This window comes from Nostoc sp. DedQUE04 (genome assembly GCF_034530995.1).
In the GTDB taxonomy this organism is placed as follows: domain Bacteria; phylum Cyanobacteriota; class Cyanobacteriia; order Cyanobacteriales; family Nostocaceae; genus Nostoc.
In genome coordinates, this window is the sequence record NZ_JAVRCA010000046.1 from 1 (window position 1) to 18,125 (window position 18,125).

General features: G+C 41.6%; 17 protein-coding genes. 5 read left to right on the forward strand and 12 right to left on the reverse strand.

Translation table 11 applies throughout. The features are described from left to right. The first annotated feature begins 79 nt into the window (after window positions 1-79). The 3 genes from RM049_RS25905 to RM049_RS25915 all read left to right on the forward strand — a co-directional run bounded on the left by RM049_RS25905 (window position 80) and on the right by RM049_RS25915 (window position 2,756). The gene (locus tag RM049_RS25905; protein ID WP_322706190.1) at window positions 80-952 is read left to right on the forward strand and encodes a bile acid:sodium symporter family protein; all 873 of its coding nucleotides are present in this window, start codon (window positions 80-82) and stop codon (window positions 950-952) included. Between the two features lie 112 nt (window positions 953-1,064). Continuing rightward, complete coding sequence (locus tag RM049_RS25910) at window positions 1,065-1,946, forward strand: class I SAM-dependent methyltransferase (RefSeq protein WP_322706191.1); 882 nt, start codon at window positions 1,065-1,067, stop codon at window positions 1,944-1,946. 120 nt (window positions 1,947-2,066) lie between these two features. Next, window positions 2,067-2,756, forward strand: a complete 690-nt coding sequence (locus tag RM049_RS25915) for an SDR family NAD(P)-dependent oxidoreductase (RefSeq protein WP_322706192.1) — start codon at window positions 2,067-2,069, stop codon at window positions 2,754-2,756. Between the two features lie 42 nt (window positions 2,757-2,798). Here RM049_RS25915 and RM049_RS25920 read toward each other — a convergent pair whose 3' ends face one another. From RM049_RS25920 to RM049_RS25950, 7 genes are all read right to left on the reverse strand, one after another. Further along, the gene (locus RM049_RS25920; protein ID WP_322706193.1) at window positions 2,799-3,218 is read right to left on the reverse strand and encodes a PIN domain-containing protein; all 420 of its coding nucleotides are present in this window, start codon (window positions 3,216-3,218) and stop codon (window positions 2,799-2,801) included. Beyond that, window positions 3,215-3,520, reverse strand: a complete 306-nt coding sequence (locus RM049_RS25925; RefSeq protein ID WP_322706194.1) for a hypothetical protein — start codon at window positions 3,518-3,520, stop codon at window positions 3,215-3,217. Before RM049_RS25925 ends, RM049_RS25920 begins: the two co-directional genes overlap by 4 nt. Before the next feature lie 115 nt (window positions 3,521-3,635). Further along, window positions 3,636-5,921: an FAD/NAD(P)-binding protein gene (locus RM049_RS25930; RefSeq protein WP_322706195.1), complete on the reverse strand. Its 2,286-nt coding sequence runs from the start codon at window positions 5,919-5,921 to the stop codon at window positions 3,636-3,638. Window positions 5,922-6,330: 409 nt separating this feature from the next. Further along, window positions 6,331-6,675, reverse strand: coding sequence for a type II toxin-antitoxin system PemK/MazF family toxin (locus RM049_RS25935; RefSeq protein WP_322706196.1), 345 nt, complete (start codon window positions 6,673-6,675; stop codon window positions 6,331-6,333). Further along, window positions 6,668-6,859, reverse strand: a complete 192-nt coding sequence (locus RM049_RS25940) for a hypothetical protein (RefSeq protein ID WP_322706197.1) — start codon at window positions 6,857-6,859, stop codon at window positions 6,668-6,670. Before RM049_RS25940 ends, RM049_RS25935 begins: the two co-directional genes overlap by 8 nt. A 224-nt stretch (window positions 6,860-7,083) precedes the next feature. Beyond that, complete coding sequence (locus RM049_RS25945) at window positions 7,084-7,584, reverse strand: hypothetical protein (RefSeq protein WP_322706198.1); 501 nt, start codon at window positions 7,582-7,584, stop codon at window positions 7,084-7,086. 26 nt (window positions 7,585-7,610) lie between these two features. After that, on the reverse strand, window positions 7,611-7,826 hold the full coding sequence (locus tag RM049_RS25950) for a hypothetical protein (RefSeq protein ID WP_322706199.1): 216 nt from the start codon (window positions 7,824-7,826) through the stop codon (window positions 7,611-7,613). Window positions 7,827-8,243: 417 nt separating this feature from the next. Here RM049_RS25950 and RM049_RS25955 point away from each other — a divergent pair, with 417 nt between their 5' ends. Together RM049_RS25955 and RM049_RS25960 are read left to right on the forward strand one after the other, a co-directional pair. Further along, on the forward strand, window positions 8,244-8,897 hold the full coding sequence (locus tag RM049_RS25955) for a class I SAM-dependent methyltransferase family protein (protein ID WP_322706200.1): 654 nt from the start codon (window positions 8,244-8,246) through the stop codon (window positions 8,895-8,897). 3 nt (window positions 8,898-8,900) lie between these two features. Continuing rightward, window positions 8,901-10,124 carry a glutathione S-transferase family protein gene (locus tag RM049_RS25960; protein ID WP_322706201.1) on the forward strand — a complete coding sequence of 408 codons (1,224 nt, stop codon included), beginning with the start codon at window positions 8,901-8,903 and terminating at the stop codon, window positions 10,122-10,124. Window positions 10,125-10,448: 324 nt separating this feature from the next. Here the strand turns inward: RM049_RS25960 and RM049_RS25965 are convergent, their stop codons facing one another. From RM049_RS25965 to RM049_RS25985, 5 genes are all read right to left on the reverse strand, one after another. Then, window positions 10,449-11,246, reverse strand: a complete 798-nt coding sequence (locus RM049_RS25965; RefSeq protein ID WP_322706202.1) for a class I SAM-dependent methyltransferase — start codon at window positions 11,244-11,246, stop codon at window positions 10,449-10,451. A 238-nt stretch (window positions 11,247-11,484) separates the two neighbouring features. Beyond that, window positions 11,485-12,519, reverse strand: a complete 1,035-nt coding sequence (locus RM049_RS25970; RefSeq protein WP_322699985.1) for an aliphatic sulfonate ABC transporter substrate-binding protein — start codon at window positions 12,517-12,519, stop codon at window positions 11,485-11,487. Window positions 12,520-12,806: 287 nt separating this feature from the next. Then, window positions 12,807-14,144, reverse strand: coding sequence for an LLM class flavin-dependent oxidoreductase (locus RM049_RS25975; protein ID WP_322706203.1), 1,338 nt, complete (start codon window positions 14,142-14,144; stop codon window positions 12,807-12,809). Continuing rightward, window positions 14,144-15,397 (reverse strand): MFS transporter, encoded by a 1,254-nt coding sequence (locus RM049_RS25980; RefSeq protein ID WP_322669631.1) that lies wholly within the window; start codon window positions 15,395-15,397, stop codon window positions 14,144-14,146. Before RM049_RS25980 ends, RM049_RS25975 begins: the two co-directional genes overlap by 1 nt. Before the next feature lie 343 nt (window positions 15,398-15,740). Further along, window positions 15,741-17,729: a zinc metalloprotease HtpX gene (locus tag RM049_RS25985; RefSeq protein ID WP_322706204.1), complete on the reverse strand. Its 1,989-nt coding sequence runs from the start codon at window positions 17,727-17,729 to the stop codon at window positions 15,741-15,743. Between the last annotated feature and the right edge of the window lie 396 nt (window positions 17,730-18,125).

The window sequence follows — 18,125 nt, forward strand, 5'->3', positions numbered from 1 at the left end:
TCCCCTTGTCCCCTTGTCCCCTTGTCTCCCCTGCTCCCCTGCTCCCCTGCCCCTCCGCAACTCTGCGTGAAAAAAAATCATGAACGAAATCTTGTCACTAATCGATAAACTCGCACTTTTCACATTTATCGTGTTCACCATGCTGGGTGCAGGGTTAAGTCTAACCGTACAACAGATTTGGGAACCACTCCGCAACCTCCGCTTAGTTATCTCATCGCTGGTAACAAATTTTGTACTAGTGCCACTTTTTGTATATTTGTTACTACAAGTAGTACATTTAAGTGAACCACTAAGAGATGGCTTACTGATTATGGCAGTAGCATCAGGGCCTCCAGCATTACCGAAACTTGCCCACATAGTCAAAGGCAATATAGCTTTCTCAGTGGGATTAATGATGTTACTAATGCTAGGCACAATTTTTTATATGCCGATTGTACTACCAGTAGTGGTGGAAGGTGTACAAATTAACTCTTGGGACATTGCCAAACCCTTATTGTTAATGATGGTTAGCCCATTGATCGTTGGATTATTTATCAAAGCAAAATTGAGTGCGATCGCTCCCATTATCCAGCCAATTTTGTTCAAATTATCTAATGCTGGATTGCTTTTAGGTCTGGTAGTCAGGCTGATAGTTCACACTAACGATATCATTGGCTTATTACAAACAGGTGCAATTTTAGTTTGTGCCGTTTTCATAGTCTTCTCCTTCACCGTGGGTTATCTTTTGGGCGGCCCTGGTATCGATACCCAACGAGTGCTAGGAGTCGGAACAGCTCAACGCAATTTTGCCGCAGCATTATTAGTAGCTACAAGTAATTTTGAAGATCCCAGTGTAGTGAGCATCATCATGGTGACGAGTATTTTAATGATGATTGTAGTTCTGATCGCCGGGCCAAAGTTCATAGAACTAGACCAAGGAATGGGTGTAAAGATAGAGCAGGTAAAGGGTTGAAACTCTCCCTAAGAAATGTGCTTGGCAAATACGCTAAGTCAATGGTCTTACCGTATTATGTATTAGATACACAAATATTAGATCAGATAAAAAACTATATGTAAGGTAGCAGATGGTTCAATCACAAGCAAGCTCTTTTGATGCAATTAGTCCCACAGCTTTGATGGTAGCTTATACTAGGCAGTTTACTGATATCCCTTATGGCAAGGAATTAGCTCAATTAGTTAATGCCGAAAGCTTCATAGAACAACTGCAACAAAAAAATTTAAGTCAGCCGAGTGAAGTGTCTGTTCTTGTTGAGGCTCGTTACAAAGCTCTTAATCAAGTAATATCTCAACACTTGCAATTTGAGACTACCCAAATTATCGAGTTAGCATCTGGATTATTGCCTCGTGGTATGGCAATGTCTCAAAATCAAAATATCACTTTTGTTGAAAGTGATTTACCTGCAATGATTAGTCAGAAGCAGCAACTCGTAAAACGATTGATTGGAGAACGGCAGAATTTGTATTTTGAAGCAATTGACGCTACTAATCAACCTAGTCAGTTTCCTTTGAACGTAAATTATTTACATCAAAACCAACCTGTAGTTGTTTTATGCGAAGGATTGTTAACATACCTAACCTTAGCAGAAAAGCAAAAAGTGTTTGCTAATGTTCGTGAGATACTGCAAGTTTACGACGGTGTATGGATTACACCTGACCTAACCACTTTTGATGGCTTGAATCAACTACGGCAAATTAGTCCTGGGTTGCAAAGACTTAATCAAACTGCAAGTAATGTCTCAGGTCGAGCTATTAATAATTATCACTTTGAAAACATCGACCATGTGAAACAGTTCGCTTATGAACAAGGGTTTGATATTAAAGAATATAGTATGCTCGAAGTGATGAATCAAATTACTTGTTTAAAGCCTTTAGGGATTGAGCCAGAGGTTGTTAAATCAATGTTGGCTATTGGCTCTACTTTTGTTTTAACCCTTTGCAATTCTTGATGTCTTTACAGGTTTTTTTGTATGTACCCTCGAAAAGGGGGAATGTCCTAACTGCTTTTGAAGTATTTCGTGACCGTTTGGTCAAATTATGGTTCAAATCACAAGGGAGAACTTGAGGATATGACAAATATTGCATTGATTGTTGGGGCTGGTAGTGGACTCAGTGCCTCATTAGCCCGTTTATTAGCAAAAGAAGGCTTTACTATTGCTTTAGCAGCAAGACAAATTGATAAGCTCAAAGCATTGTCTGATGAAATTGGAGCCGTCAGTTTTACTGCTGATGCTTCTCAACTAGATGAAGTTGAACAACTATTTACAGATGTCGAACAAAAACTAGGAGTACCAACATTGGTTGTGTATAATCCTAGCTGGCGCGTTCGGGGTTCATTTGTGGAACTTGACCCAGCCGATGTTGCCAAAACACTAGAAATTACTGCGTATGGTGGCTTTTTAGTAGCACAAGCGGCGGCAAAACGGCAGTTAGCTGCGGGTGGGGGAGCGATCTTTTTTACAGGGGCTTCCGCCAGTGTTAAGGGTTATCCTCAGTCTGCACCATTTGCAATGGGTAAATTTGCTTTACGGGGTTTGGCTCAAAGCATTGCCCGTGAATTGGCTCCTCAGAATATCCATGTGGCGCATTTTGTGATTGATGGAGGAATTCGTTCTGCTACCTGCATAGAACCAGACGATCGGCCAGATAGTTTACTCGATCCAGATGCGATCGCTCAAACTTACCTGAGCATTCTCCGCCAACCTCGCAACGCTTGGACTTGGGAAGTGGAATTGCGTCCCTGGGTAGAAAAATTCTAATGAGTAAAACTGAAGTATTGGGCTGTTTACACTATAGAGAAACTACTCAATTGTCCCTAACTGTTGCAATACCTGATTTATCGACAGCACCGGAACCGAGGCGGTAAAAAAGTCAGCATCACGAGTAACGATCGCATCTAAGCCATAAACTAATGCACACGCAATCTGTACCGCATCTTCAAAATCTGATGTAGCCGATGCCAGAGCTATTTCTAATACAGATCGATCAACTGCACAATTTTCGATAGCTGCCAATGTAATTGCTACTGCTTGCCTTGCACATTCAATGTTTTGAGTATGTCGTCTTGCAATGTAAAAGATATCTGTTAGCGTTGTCGCAGTAGCATAACCAAGAATTTGTCTTGAGGCGATCGCCTGAAATAACAACTCTGCATCATGTAAAAACGGCTCTCTTTCTAGTAGAAAATCGAGAATGATATTCGTATCAACTAAAACTCTCATCGCAAATATTTTTCTACCAGTCGTTCCTCCAACATACCTTGGACTTCAGGATCTGTAGGAGCAGATTTATCTGTTTTTAAGAATCCGCGCATTCGACTAATTAAAGCTGTCCGTTCTTGTTCTGCACCTAACTTCCCCTTGATAGAACTGCCAGGAATATAAACAGAAGCTTGTTCTGTCTGTGTTTGGTTTGTTTGAAGACTTAGTTCAGCTTGGAGTGATTCAACAATGAAATTTACCAGAGCTAGTCGCTCATTGGGCGACAAATTGAAAGCTTGTTCTTTAACTTCTTGGAGTGACATAGGGGTATGTTAACTAAACTAATATCTAACATTCTAGAACTATTGCTCAAAAGATATAGTTTAACCCGAAAGCTAACAAGTTTCGATTAAGGTAAATTTATTACTAGAATTCATCTTAAATATACATAGCAAAGTAATCATTGTAGATTTCTGTATTAGTCATAACTGTGAGTTCTATTTGTTTCTGTTCTTCATCTGTTGCCGAACTCGTAGCCGAGTCTAAGCTTTCTTGAGGAATAAAATCACCACAGTATTCATTCGCAGGTACAGCTGCATTCATCTTTTGGGGATAACTTAATTTGAGATTATTCATGATGGTAATGAATTGACTACGACTGCGATCGCTAAATCTAGGATTAAGCCGCTTTTCTTCGCCAATGGTGGAAACTGTGCGTCCTTTATAGTCATGGGCAGGATATACCAAAGTATCATCTGGCAAGGTAAATAAGCGTTGTGTCACCACATCATATAAAGTTCCAGGATCGCCTCCCTGAAAATCTGTGCGTCCACAACCACGAATAAATAAGGCATCACCAGTTAACAGATGGGTTTTGTTCACCAAATATGCTATGTGACTGGCGGTGTGGCCTGGTGTGAAAATTGTTTCGATGATTACCGATCCCACCTCTAGAATTTCGCCACCGACAAGGGAGCGATCGGCTTTTGTCACAGCAGTATTCTGGGGAACGATTACTTGAGCGCCTGTTTTTTGCCTAAGTTTGCCAGCCCCTGTAATATGATCGGCATGGAGGTGAGTTTCTAGACAGTAGCGTAGCTTTAATCCCAATTCATCCAATGATTCCAAATCGCGGTCAACTTGCTCTAATACAGGATCGACTAGAACAGCATCTCCTGTCTGGCGATCGCCAATTAAATAAGTATAACTACTAGTTGCAGGGTCAAAAAATTGCCGAAATAGGAAAGTGGACTGCGGTATCTCTGCACTGCCATCGCTTAACAAAGGCATCGTCGGAATAGTCTGCACACGCATTGGTAGCGACTGCAACAACGCCTTGGATAGTTCCTGCGCCTGTCCCCGTAATTCTGGTACAGCGATAGTTTCCCACAAGTCACCCTTGCGCGGAGTTCCCAAGGTATAAAACAGCGTCGAAACATTACCGTCTGCTGCATATAATGCACCGTGGGTATCTGTATCTAATCCTAAACCGATGGTATTGGGGCGAATTAATTTCTGCGATCGCAAATCAGTAATCAAAGGATGAGGCGATCGGCGATAATCTGCTGCTACCCCTGTACAATTCACCACTCGGCGGACGTGCAAGATATTATTAGTTTGGGTTTTGCGCTGGCAGACGGTAACAGCTACACCATCCGGCAAAGCTTGATATTCCCGAATCCGCCCAGCAGAGATTGTGAGTTGACCAGAATCCAGCATTTGGGTTACAACATCCGCGACTTTTGGGGCAATGCGGTGACGATGCACATCCCAATAAGGTGTCAGATGACGCAAAAAACGCTGCTGTTCCCCAGTCGGTAGTTTTTGCCAGATTTTCTGAATCATGGGACGCAGAGAATCAATCACCGATCGCCAGTCGTAGCCTTGGGTAGCCGCAACTTCCACCTCGGCACGCAGCCGACGTAACCAACCACGTACACTTTTTGGTGAATTTTCTAGCGTCAAGAAGCAGGCATAAGGTTGAGCCGCTTGATGTTTTAGGGGAAATAATCCTCGTCGGGACACAGCATGAATTTTACCCCGATGTTGGCGATCGCTCAGAGATAAAACCATATCCACCATCGTCAGTCCCGTACCAATTAGCAACACAGGTGCATCAGCATCAAGGTCTGCTAAGGCATCGGCTGACCAAGCATTCCGTAGATAATCATCATTACTGTTTGCGTTTTGAATGGCGGGGGGTGCAGAAGGTGAGTTCCCCAATGCCAACACAACTCTGTCTGCGGCAAAACAGCGACCACTACGTAGAGAAATCATTGCGCCTTTTTCTTCAGGCTGTACCCCTACCACTTCATCGGTGAAGCGTTCTAGTCGCACATCACTAGGCGCTGTGGCTTCTGCTTCTGCTAAAACCGATTGAATGTATAAACCATAGACTTTACGAGGTATGAAGGTACTGGCATTGACTTCTTCTGAAAAAAATACTGTTAACTCATCGCGGTTGTGCTGAAGCCAACGTAACAAATGCCCTGGATCGTGAGCAAATGCACTCATATTGCCTGCCGATACATTCAGCAAATGACAGTTGGTATCTGTGCTGTAAGCGATTCCCTTGCCAATTTGATCGCTACGCTCAATCAGCTTAATGGTGAGGGGTTGACTGGCAGTTTTCAATAGGTGGGTAGCGACTAGAGAACCACTAAAACCTCCGCCAACAATAGCGATCGTGGTTGGAGTATGGGCAGTTAAAAAACTAGGGTTCATGGCAGTCTTAGTTAGAGTTAATAGTTACGCCTGTTTCATAAAGTCTATCTAACGGGACTAAACCCATTTCCCACCCTGCTAAAAGAATTAAGACTTTATTCCGTCTAAAGTCCTATAGTACCTGTTTTCAGGCATTAAATACATTTAATTGATAAATTAACCGTAGTTTTGAATTACGTGGTAATCATCCCTGAGCGGTAAACCAAATCAGCGATCGCCAAGATGAAATTAATGCTTATATTGAATGCGATCGCTAAACGAACAACTTTCAAGAACTGCTAAAATATACAACCAAAGCAGTAAAACCTTCCCAATGAACTACTACAAAAAACCTTGAAAGCTCACAGACAAACTCTTAGAGGTCAGGTGCATTGAGGTTGTTATGCTGTCGTCACAAGTAGTAGATTGACTAATCTTCGTCTTCTTTAGTATCAGCTTCTTCAAATCCTAACCAGAAAAGCAGCACCTTCTCAACTTCTACCATTTGCTCAGATGTCAAACTGCCCAATTTGCGTAAAAGCTTTGTATGAGGAATTGTGATGACGTTTTGCACGTCAAAGGCTCCTTCTCGAAGGAACTTCACTTTGATTTGCACCTCAAACCTTGAACCACGTGGACTTGTTGTATGTGGAATTAAACTTGCTAAGGCACGGTCTTGATTGAGGGCAGGAATACTGATTACTAAACACGGTCTGACTTTCGCTACATAACCCAAATCGACTAGCCAAACTTCACCACGTTCCGAGCTAATCATACAGGGCTTCCTGCTCGTCTAATTCTAAAAAAAGTTCCTCAGCGTTCAAAACTAAATTTTCATCCGACAACGGCGGAAAATCTAAGTCAACAGTCCGCTTTAGAATTTCTAGTACCAAATCTAATTGCTCCGCGTCTGTTAAGCGGTCGAAGGTATCTAAAAGTTCTTGTACTAAAGCAGTCATAGCTGTTTTTCTATACCTGCTGCTAGCATAACACAGGTTTAGCAAGGATCTCAGGCATCGCTAAGATGAAATTAATGCTTATATTGAACATAACCGAATCCCTGATGAATTGATTGATCCCTTGGTCGGGATTTATAAGTAACTTGTTTATTCGATTGTACTTAGATGAGAATTTTCTAAATTCTAAAGTTTTCCCTATAAAGGCTATGGCAAAGGTGAGCAATTTACATGGCAGCGATATATAAATATCCGTCCTGGTACTTCTTTTGTTTACTCTTCGTATACTTTGCTAGATAGTTACGTAACTCAATCACCTCTCTTAATCCTGAAATATCCGAGTTGATTTCCTCAGAAAGAAAATTATCTGGAGAAATCTTTGAGCAACATATCTGAAAATATTTTGTGAGTTCAGTGCAAAATTTTTCAAGAATCGCTTCATCTAGTTCTTTTGATTTGCAGATATATGCCTTACCAGAAAGTTCTTTCAAAGGAGGGTCTAAGGTAATTGACTTTGAATCAGATAGCTTCTGTTTATAAGCAACTTTAGTACCTTTATTTTCTTCCCGGATAGGTATTTTAGTGTTAGGTTTTTCAATAATGCCTACTTCATCACATGTTTCAATAAAATGCTCAAACATTATTACAATCTCAGGGACAGATATTTGAATTGGCTTTTCTGTAAATTCTTTCGAATTGTAAACAATAGATGAATTGTCCTGCTCCAACTTCAGCGCAAAATTTCAAGTGTATTTCATGAGTCTTGAGGAGTTTTTTCCCTGGCTACTATTGTGATTCTGATACTATACGAATCAACCGCTTCGTATATTGTTTTCGCGGCAGAACGACATCTAATAATAATTTCAGTTGCATCTGGGACGGCGCGAAGTTGAGCACCAACTATTTGATCCAACATTGGACGAGTTAGGTGGCGATCTTTGTACTCTAGAGCAATTTTCTGCCGAGCCATTAGTAGTCACCTTTGATAATAATATTTCTGACCCTAGTTGCTACATTGTTTGCACCTCTTTCGGTTTGAGCAACAATGTGGATCACGCAATCGATTCCACCATCCTTGCCAAAACGTTTTTTTATGCTCTCTGGTGTAAGTTGAATTAGAAATTTAAGATATACACGACATCCGAATTAGACAGGAAGATGATAAAAGTGACCTAGCTAAATATACTGTTTTTTATAAAAATAATTTGTATATATTTTATAAAATTTTACGTATAATTGCTATATTATTTAGAGTATTTGTACGGAGTAAGACTTGATTTTATATGAGTGTCTATGATAATCTGCCTTCATCCATAAATTACAGTTAGTTGATAAACTAACCGTAGTTTGTGATTACACAGTGTGCATCAAACGGGAATCACGCCTTATGCCAAAAGATTGGTATGAATGGCACGACCTATACGACACTGAGCCAAAATTGCAGCAGCGTCTAGAAATCGTGCAGGAATATATTGCTTACAGCTTGAATGCGTCGCCATCTGGAACTATCCGTGTCGTAAGTGTTTGCGCGGGTGATGGACGAGATTTATTAGGAACTTTAAAAAATCATCCCCGTGCGAAGGATGTTTCTGCACGACTGGTTGAAATAAATTCAAATCTAGTTGAGCGTGGACGAGCAACTATAGAGTCTTTGGGTTTAGCCAAGCAAATTGAGATTATCAATGGTGATGCAACTCTTGCCACTAACTATGTAGGAGCAGTACCAGCAGATATTGTGATTGTGTGTGGTGTCTTTGGCAATCTTGAGGAAGCTGAACTCAATCGCTTACTAGATAACCTGAGTTTTCTGAGTAAACCGGGTGCTTTTGTCATTTGGACTCGTGGACACTCCAACGGTATTACCTACTCTGACAATGTACGAAAAATTTTAAGTGCATCTGGATTTGAGGAAGTAAACTTCAAGCTTACGGCTACAGGAGATATGGGTGTTGGTCTTCATCGATACCTTGGTGAAAACTTGGCTGCACCTAAAGAGCAACAGTTATTTGTGTTTTCCGGCATTCCTAGTAAAGCGAGGTAAAAAATGTCTATTCAAAACACAGTGTCAACTTGGGAAGAAGTTTTAGAAACTGCTAGAAAAAATACCTCTGCGCGTAGGGTAAAGAGGACAGGACAATCTCCTTCTACTGCACCAATACCTAGCAGTTTAGATAAACTTCCGCCAAACACAGAACCGTCAGTCTTGCTTTATCGAGATACTAATTCCTGGTGTCCTTTCTGCGAACGAGTTTGGTTTGCTCTGGAAGAAAAGGAAATTCCCTTTGCAACGGAGTTTATTGATTTAAGTAATAAACCTAAATGGTACACTGACCTAGTTCCCACAACTCTTGTCCCAGCAGCCAAAATTGAGGGTAATTTAGTATATGAATCTAAAGATATTCTCTTAGCTTTAGAAGAAAGGTTTCCACATCCAGCATTATTGCCTGAGAATTCAGAGGAAAACGCTGTTGCTAGGCAGTTGGTTGAAGAAGCTGAGACTAACGGTTTTAGAGAGGTTGCTTACAAATTTCTGAGAGAAGCACCTGTAGATGCTGATGAATTGGCAAACTTCCAAACAGCATTTGAGGCGAAGTTAGATGAACTTGAGCAAGCTTTGGCTAAATACCCCGGCCCCTACTTTCTCAGTACATTTAGCTTAGTAGACATTCTGTATAGCCCCCATTTAGATAGATTGGCGGCTAATTTACCTGTGTATCGGGGATATCACCTTAAAGGAAATCCTCGCTTTCCTCGAATTAATGCTTGGTTTGATGCACTTAATCAGCGTCCTGCTTATCACAGGGTGAAGTCGGATAATATCACCAATAATTTACTGTTGCGTCGCAGATGGGGTGTAGAACCGATTGGAAATCCTTTACCTCTGGATGTGGCAGATAGTGAGAAAATTCAATATCGTGCCGAAGCGGCTGAGAGATTGAGCGATAATCGGGAAGTTGCGATCGCAGATATTATCAAAAATTCTGGAGTCCAAGCAATAGCCGCAGACGGTGATTTTACCACAGTTAAGGACGCTGTTGATTTTCACCTGCGACAACTAGCTGATTATCTCATTCATGGCAATGGTGCAACTTTACCAGGTGGAAGGACTGGTGGTAAAAATAGCAGCGTTGATTCCATCTTCGCTGCTGTGGGTGCTATTACTTTCGCATATTTAAGAAATCGCATCTGCGCTCCTCGTGATATGAGCGCTGGTGCAGCAACGGCGTTTCGGGCTGCGATCGATAAATTGTTGACTTCTGTTTATTAATTTTGTGGGCGTTGCTGAAGGCTGGATGCGATCGCCCTCACTTGCTCCTATAGCAATGAAATCGAACAGAGTTTGCAATTCCGACGAGTTAGCTGTGATAGGAGCCGAAAACTGAATATCCTACTCAAGGGGTTTAAAATCTCATATACAATAGGTGTTTGTGTTGGGCTAACAGTCCCCCTTACAAAACGTAACTGTTTAATCATATCTGCAAAATGATTTAGATAAGATTACAGGCGTTGCATAATTGCGGGATGATTTCGCAAGTTATAAAATCTCCCCCCCTGCCTGCCTAAATTCATCCCTCTGTTCTGCAACGCCAGATTACAATAAGTGGGCTACGTATAAAGTAGTTAAGTAACCTTTAGTAATTTGTCCATTGAACTTGGTATTAATTAATTCAGCGATCGCATCAAAAAAACGCGCTTTTGTAATGCGATCTAAATTTATATGACCGGAGTAAGTATTTAAGAGATTGAGATAACTTGCACTGTTGTATGTTGCATCCCATCGATAAGAGCGATAAATTACTTCACCAAACAAACCTGTTTGCTCAATCTCAGCTGTTTTATTAAAGACTTTCTGCTCGTGCAAAGGAGGCTCATCGTCTTTAACCAGTTGAGGAGCTAAAGTTTGATATAGCTCCTGTACTTCTTCAAAGAAGCCATTACTAGCATCACTATATACGTGTTCATTCCAAAATAGCGCGATCGCTCCTTCAGATGTGAGGGCAAGATCCGTTTTTTTGTAAGCAATACTTAGGTCAAGCCAGTGGAAAGCAGTCGCCGAAATCACTAAATCAAAAGCATTTTCTTGGATCGCCCAATCCTCAAAAGCGATGTTACGCACTTCTACTTGCGGATAAGCAGCCAGATTTTTTTGGGCAACCGTAGCAAGATTCTCACCCAACTCAATACAGAGTATACGATAACCTCGGCGGGCAAAGGGCACAGTTGCCTGACCAGTACCACAACCAATCTCTAATATCCTTCCGTTTGGAGTGATTTCTGAAAGAGACACCACATCGTCAAAAAGCGCTTCTGGATATCCTGGTCGAACTTGGTCATACAACAGTGCTACTCGATCGAAAGTGGTTCTTAACTGACTTCTTTCATCTGTCATTGAATTTTAGATTTTCATATTGATTCATAGTTAAGTAGGATGCGCTTATATAAATTAGCTCTAGTCACCACCAAGATTTGCGGTGCATAACGAGAACACCGATAATACACCCTACGAAACTGTTCCTCGTTTCCTTTTCCCCAATTACAAATTCCGCTTGAACTGGGGCAAAGTACAAGCTCCGTCTAGTGTCTTTCCCCCTGCCCCCTGCTCCCTTGCCTCTTTTGACTGCAAATGCTCAGGGCTTGATTTCTGCCGGGAGTATAGCAGCATATTCTTCAGGAGTAAGTGTTACATCCTTGACATTAATCTTTTTAGTGATGAATTTTTGCTTATAGAACAAGTCAGATATCTCTTGCTGTCCTGCTATAACCTTATCGGTAATCGGTCTGATGCCAAAACGCCGACGCTTGACTATTGTTTCTAAGGTTGGTAAATCAAGCTTGGTATCACGCCCGACAATTTCGGCAACTTCTCGCGTATTTGCTTTAGACCAATTGCCTAATTTGTAGACTTCTTCAAGGACAATTTTTATTAGCTCAGGGTTCTCTTTCACGAAGCTACGTGCAGCTATCCAATAGCCTCCTTGGGTTGAAAGTCCTTTAGCATTACGAAGAATCCGAACTTTTTCCGTTCTCTGAAATATAGCCAGGTGGGGGTCACTTAGCACAGCTGCATCAATGCTCTTACGCGATAATGCTGCACGAGTTTCTGGAGCTATCAGATTGAGATGTTTGACATCTTTTAGCTCTAGTCCTCCTTCTTGTAAAGCTTTAACCACAAAATATTGACTAGCAGTAGCTCTTTGAAAGGCAATTCCCTTACCTTTTAAATCAGCTATAGTTTTGATGGGGGAGTCTTCCGGTACTACGATCGCCGAACCTTCACCACTACCCGGTATAGTATTAGCAAGAAGAACAAAGGGAATACCAGTTGCTTGAGCAAATATAGGTGGAGTTTCACCAACAGCACCGACATCCAAACTGCCGACATTTATTGCTTCTAAAAGCTGTGGCCCAGCTGTAAATTGCGCCCACTGCACTTGAATACCCAAGGGATTCAAGCGTTTCTCTAAAACTTGTCTACTTTTGGTGATATCCGCAGCAGTAAAATAGCCAATTCTTAATAATTTTGTCTTAATGCCACTAGGAGCTGCAACTGCTGCCTTTTCTCGTGTATCTGGTGCTTTACAACTTACTAAAGTTGTGGAAAGAGTAAATATTCCAGCTACTAATAAAATTAGAAAGTTGCGTTTTCTAGATATTGCTACCATGATGTATTACCAATTTTCTGGGGTTTAAAATACAGGCTTTAATTAAAAAACTGATTTTGGAATGATGTAAAAGTTCAAGATGGGAAATTTTTTATTTTGCGGTTAGACTTTGTTTGCTAACTCTCTCATCTAAATAATCTACTGCAACCCGACCAAGTTACAGTAGATTATAATTGCACGAACTCTACCACAAGCTAATTTAAAAATCAAGCAGCGAGGATGACGGTGCTATTGATGCAAGTGGTAAAAAAAAGAAACAATAGGTGTGATACTAGCGCGATCGCAGCTTACACCAAACTAGTCTGGAAGAAGCGATTAGCAGGGCGTGCCAGTCCCAGATTTTCGCGCAGCGTCTTGCCCTCGTACTCTTGACGAAAAATCCCACGCTGTTGGAGTTCTGGCACAACCTTATCTACAAAATCGTTCAACCCTTCAGGAAGATAAGGGAACATGATGTTGAAACCGTCAGATCCTTCCTCTGTCAGCCATTGCTCCATCTCATCGGCGATGGTTTGGGGTGTACCAACGAAAGCCAGTCCGCCATAACTGCCAACACGTTGCGCCAGTTGTCGAATCGTCAAATTCTCGCGTTGCGCTAAGGCTATTACTCTTTCTCGTGAAGAGTGACCAGCGTTAGTCGGTGGGATTTCTGGCAAGGGGCCGTCTGGATCAAAACCTGAAACGTCGTAGCCAAGCGCACTATTTAAGCTGGAAATTCCACTGTCATAATGTACGAGGCTATCTAAATAAACACGCTTTGCCTGTGCCTCGGCAACGGTTTCCCCCACAACGACTAAAGCACCTGGAAGGATTTTTATACTGTCTGGGTCACGTCCAATTGTCCGCGCCCGTCCCTTAATGTCTGCAAATAAAGCTTTGCCAGCTTCCAGATTACCCGCAGGTGCAAACACAGCCTCGGCGGTTTCGGCGGCTAATTGCCGTCCGGCTTCGGATGCGCCTGCCTGAACGATTACCGGCCAGCCTTGGACAGGTCTGGCGATGTTCAATGGCCCTCGCACCGAGAGATATTTTCCCTGATGATTCAGAACGTGAAGCTTTGCAGGGTCAAAATAAATCCCGGCTTCCACATCTCGAATAAACGCATCGTCAGCAAAGGAATCCCAAAGACCCGTGACAACATCATAAAATTCTCTAGCCCGCCGATAGCGTTCATCATGCTCTATCTCTTCTTCTAATCCAAAGTTGAGCGCTGCATCTGGATTGGCTGTGGTGACGATGTTCCAGCCAGCGCGACCGCCACTAATATGGTCGAGAGACGCGAAGCGGCGAGCGATGTGGTAAGGCTGGTCATAGGTCGTGGAAGCGGTGGCTACTAGCCCAATGTGTTCGGTGACACTGGCGAGGGCAGAAAGCAGGGTAAAAGGTTCAAAGGATGTGACAGTATGGCTGCGCTTGAGTGCGTTGATTGGCATATTCAGCACCGCTAAGTGGTCAGCCATAAAGAATGCGTCAAACTTGCCTTGCTCTAATTTCTGGATGAATCGTTTCAGTGCTGGAAAGTTAAAATTAGCGTCAGGCAAAGCCCCAGGATAGCGCCAAGCGCCTGTGTGTATGCTTACTGGGCGCATAAAAGCACCTAGTTTTAATTGCTTCGATCTGCTCATCAGTCCTCCATATTAATGACATAGATTGGGTGCAATAAATTTTCAATTTCTGGTAACATATTGCAAAAAATAATTGAACCAAGAATACAACACAAGCCTCCAAAAATTAAAGCATTTGTTGCATTAAATATACTTGCTAATCCACTTATAAATAAATTGCCAAATGGAATGATTCCCATCACGGACATATTATATATACCCATGAGCCGACCTCTTTTTTCATTATCTGATATTATTTGTAAAACAGAATTACTAGATGAATACTCTAAAATATAGCTACAACCTATTATTGGAACTATCATTAAAGAAAACCAAAAGCTTCTCGACAATGAAAAGGTAATTAATGCTATACCAAATATAGCCGGAGCAAAGGCAATAATTTTACCAAGCCTAACTAAATTTGTTTGGGAACTTAAATAAATGCCACCACATAATGCCCCCAGTCCTGACGCTCCCGTTAATAAACCCAGAGTAGTGGAATCTCCTTGAAGAATTTGAATGGCAAAAACAGGCATAATTCTTAGATACGGCATTCCAAAAAAACTGAGTAATGCTATCAATAGTAAGATTGAGCGAATAGGCAAAAAATTATAAGCATATGTAAAACCTTCTTTTAAATTCCACCAAATGTTATTTTGATAATTCCGGCGTACTATTGTTAGTTTGTTAATTTTAATTGCTAATAAAGCTGTAATGATAGTAATGTAACTAATACCATCAATTAAAAAACAATGTCCAGGAGAAAGACTAGCAATTATAATTCCTGCGATCGCCGGAGCTATAATCCGCGAACCGCTAAGTAAAGAAGAATGGAGAGCGGTTGCATTACTAATGTCTTCTTTAGTTTCAATTATGTCCATTATGAAAGCATAGCGAGCAGGTATCTCAACGCTACTGAGTAAACCTTGTAATATACTTGCACAAATTATCTGCCAAATACTGATTATTCCTCTGAAAGCAAAAATTGCTAAAGCTAACGAGAGAATCATCATGATAAATTGCGCAGTAATTAAAATATTACGTCGATTAAACTGCTCTATCCAAATACCAGCTAAAGGGCTAACTATTAAATTAGGAACCTGGCTCAGAAAACCAATTAAGCCCAGTAAAGCTACTGATTCTGTTTGAGAATAAACTAGCCATGCACAGGTAGTTTCTGTCATAAAACTACCAATCATAGATAAACTTTGACCAGCAAAAAATAGACGGTAGTTTCTAGACTTAAAAGATTGCAAACTCTGGGTCACACTCATATTGAGTAGATACTTATAATATACCTAAGGACATCTTTGCTAAGACGACGGTATGAAATAGTAATGGCTTAACAGCTGCAATAATCTCGATAGAGTTTGTGGCTTCTGCCATCTATTTTTGCACCTAGAATAAATATACTGCAAATCGGTAGGCTTATAGTAGTAAACTATGAGATTTGCATAGGTGAGGATAAAAAACACTATGGTAAATCTATATATATCAGGGTTTTCGTGAATTGAATTTATAAGTGGCATTAAAAAAGGAGGCAGTTACTAACCACCTCCTGACAAATTAAAGCTTGGATGGACTGAGAAATGCTTTGACAGCAGCCTAGAAACTTTGCTAACTGCGGCTCAAAAACATAATCAAGACCACTCCCAGGATAATCGATCCACCGCCAAGGATGAATGACCAGAAGCGATGGTAACTGTTGACGATAGTGCCATTTTCGCTCTGGAGTTGAATTAAATCCATCCAAGGCGCAACACCTCGACGGAACCAACCTACAGCGCCAACTTGTTCGCCTATCAAGCTTTGGACTCGCTTCATCCCAAACAGGAAATTGCCGATAGGGCCAAAGCGTGAGGCGTAATGCAGATAAAGCATTCCGCTACGATCTTGAATTTTTAAATCGGAACCAAATTTATAACCAGCGTCGCCACGACCAATAAGTTGACCTTCAAGTTTTGCAGGTTGTCCGCGTAACGGACTGGCATAAGGGTCTGACATCAGGGTGAGAATATCGGTTTTTGGTGCTTGCTTGTAGTCGGGGAACATCACCAAAGCTTTGATGAGAATTCCGATTCCTAAGCCAATTAGTGGCGCACCCAATACTAAACCTGTGTTTGGCGAACTTGACAACAAAATCACACCTATTACTAAGCCAGCGAAGAAACCAATTGTTTCAGCACCGTACAATACAACATCTAAAAAGAAGTTGCCGTAAAGCCTACTTCTATTAAGAGTTTTTCCTTCTCCAATAACTCGCCCCATATCAAACTCAGTCGGTAAACCCAATTGTTCGGCATAGTTGCTCAATGCACGAACTCGTTTCCCTGTCAAGGGATGAGTGGAATTTAACTCCATCCACCAGCCCCAAGGGTTAAACATATCCCACAGAAAGACGCGACCGATTTTTTGGGTATCGGATGCAATGCGGTAGGCGGTTCCTGTGGAAGCGGCGGCTTTATGGTCATATATACCCAAGGCGCGAGTTCCTTCAATTAAACGGCTAGGTTCTTGTGTGCGCGAACCTTCTTCTAAAATTCCATAAGCAATCTTCACCAAAGCGCGGGACAATCCATTGGGATTACCCGTACTTTCGGCTGCAAAGTGGTCAGCAAAATATTCTCGTGTGCGGGAGAGGTACAGCACTAGATAAGTACCGACGACATAAAACACGTAGGCAACTAGGGCAGCAGTTTGCATCGCATCTTTGATTTTGCTATCACCACCACCACGCCCAAATCTTCTGGCTGTACTGTAAATCAGGTAACAAATTTGAACTAAAGTAGAAGCTACTGTCATCACTGCAAAGTCCCAGTGGACGATGTGCCCCAGTTCGTGAGCGTAGACGGTAGCAATTTCGTCGTCATCAAGGTATGTGAAAAGTCCCTGACTGACGACTAAACGGGCGCTGTTCGGTAATGAGCCATAAGTAAAAGCTGTGGGGTTTTGGTCGTCAATAATTCCCAAACGCGGCGTTTTCAGCTTTTTCTGCTCGCAGACTTGGCGAATAACTTTAGCTGTCTCTGGGCTGAGGGTTTCAACTTCTGCCAACTCTACCCAGCGAGTTTGGTAAAGCCAGCCTTGGGTTAAGTCCATGATGAATGGAGATATGAAAAAGGCGGCGATATTAAAAACTAGGGTAATACCAATAGCGATCGCTAATCCTTGGAGTGGATTATCGCTACCCAAAATAAATACTAAGCTCAAACCTAAAGCCAACACCATGCCAAACAGCAAGGTCATGGTGACACCAGAAGCTAACGCCAAACTACCACCCACTCCCCCCATCGCTAATTTCATCCCAGTCGTAGCAGCGCGACCAGCTTTTCGGCTAACGTTAGATGGTGTTTGGCCCAAGGATTGATTGGCTTGTTCTGCCCAACTGCGAACCTGGGGATTTTCGCTCATGATTAGCTTTTGACACACGGCCTTGGCTTTTTCGGTTTCGCCTATGGCTTGATAAGCTTTCATCAGCCACATCTGTGCTGAAAGATAATCTGAGGAATTGTGTTCAGCGCAATCGCGGCAGAATTGTTCGAGTAATTCAGCCGCTTCTTGATAACGTTTTTGGTTTAAGGCATTTAACGCAGATTGCAATGACATAGGATCTCCCTACTAAAGGAGTGGTATTTGATCTATCAATACTCAATAGATCCAGCGATGTCACTGCAATTTCGTAAAAATTTAATTAATAACAGTATAAAATATCTACTTAAGTAAAAGACTAGAGAAACATATATTACTATATCTCTCTAGCCTGGGGAACGCATAAATCATGTTTAAGACTTTCAAATAAAACCTGTAATAATACTTATAATATTTTTGCTGCGGTAAACTTACTACCTTTTTGTCCGTGTTGATATTTAGAGAATACATGTTTTCAACCCAGCCTTACTTCACCCGATTAGAGTAATTATTGATTACCCAAATGGTTCACCCGATTGGAGGAAGACGAATGATGAACATAACCTGAGATTGATAAGATGAGGAAAAAGTAAA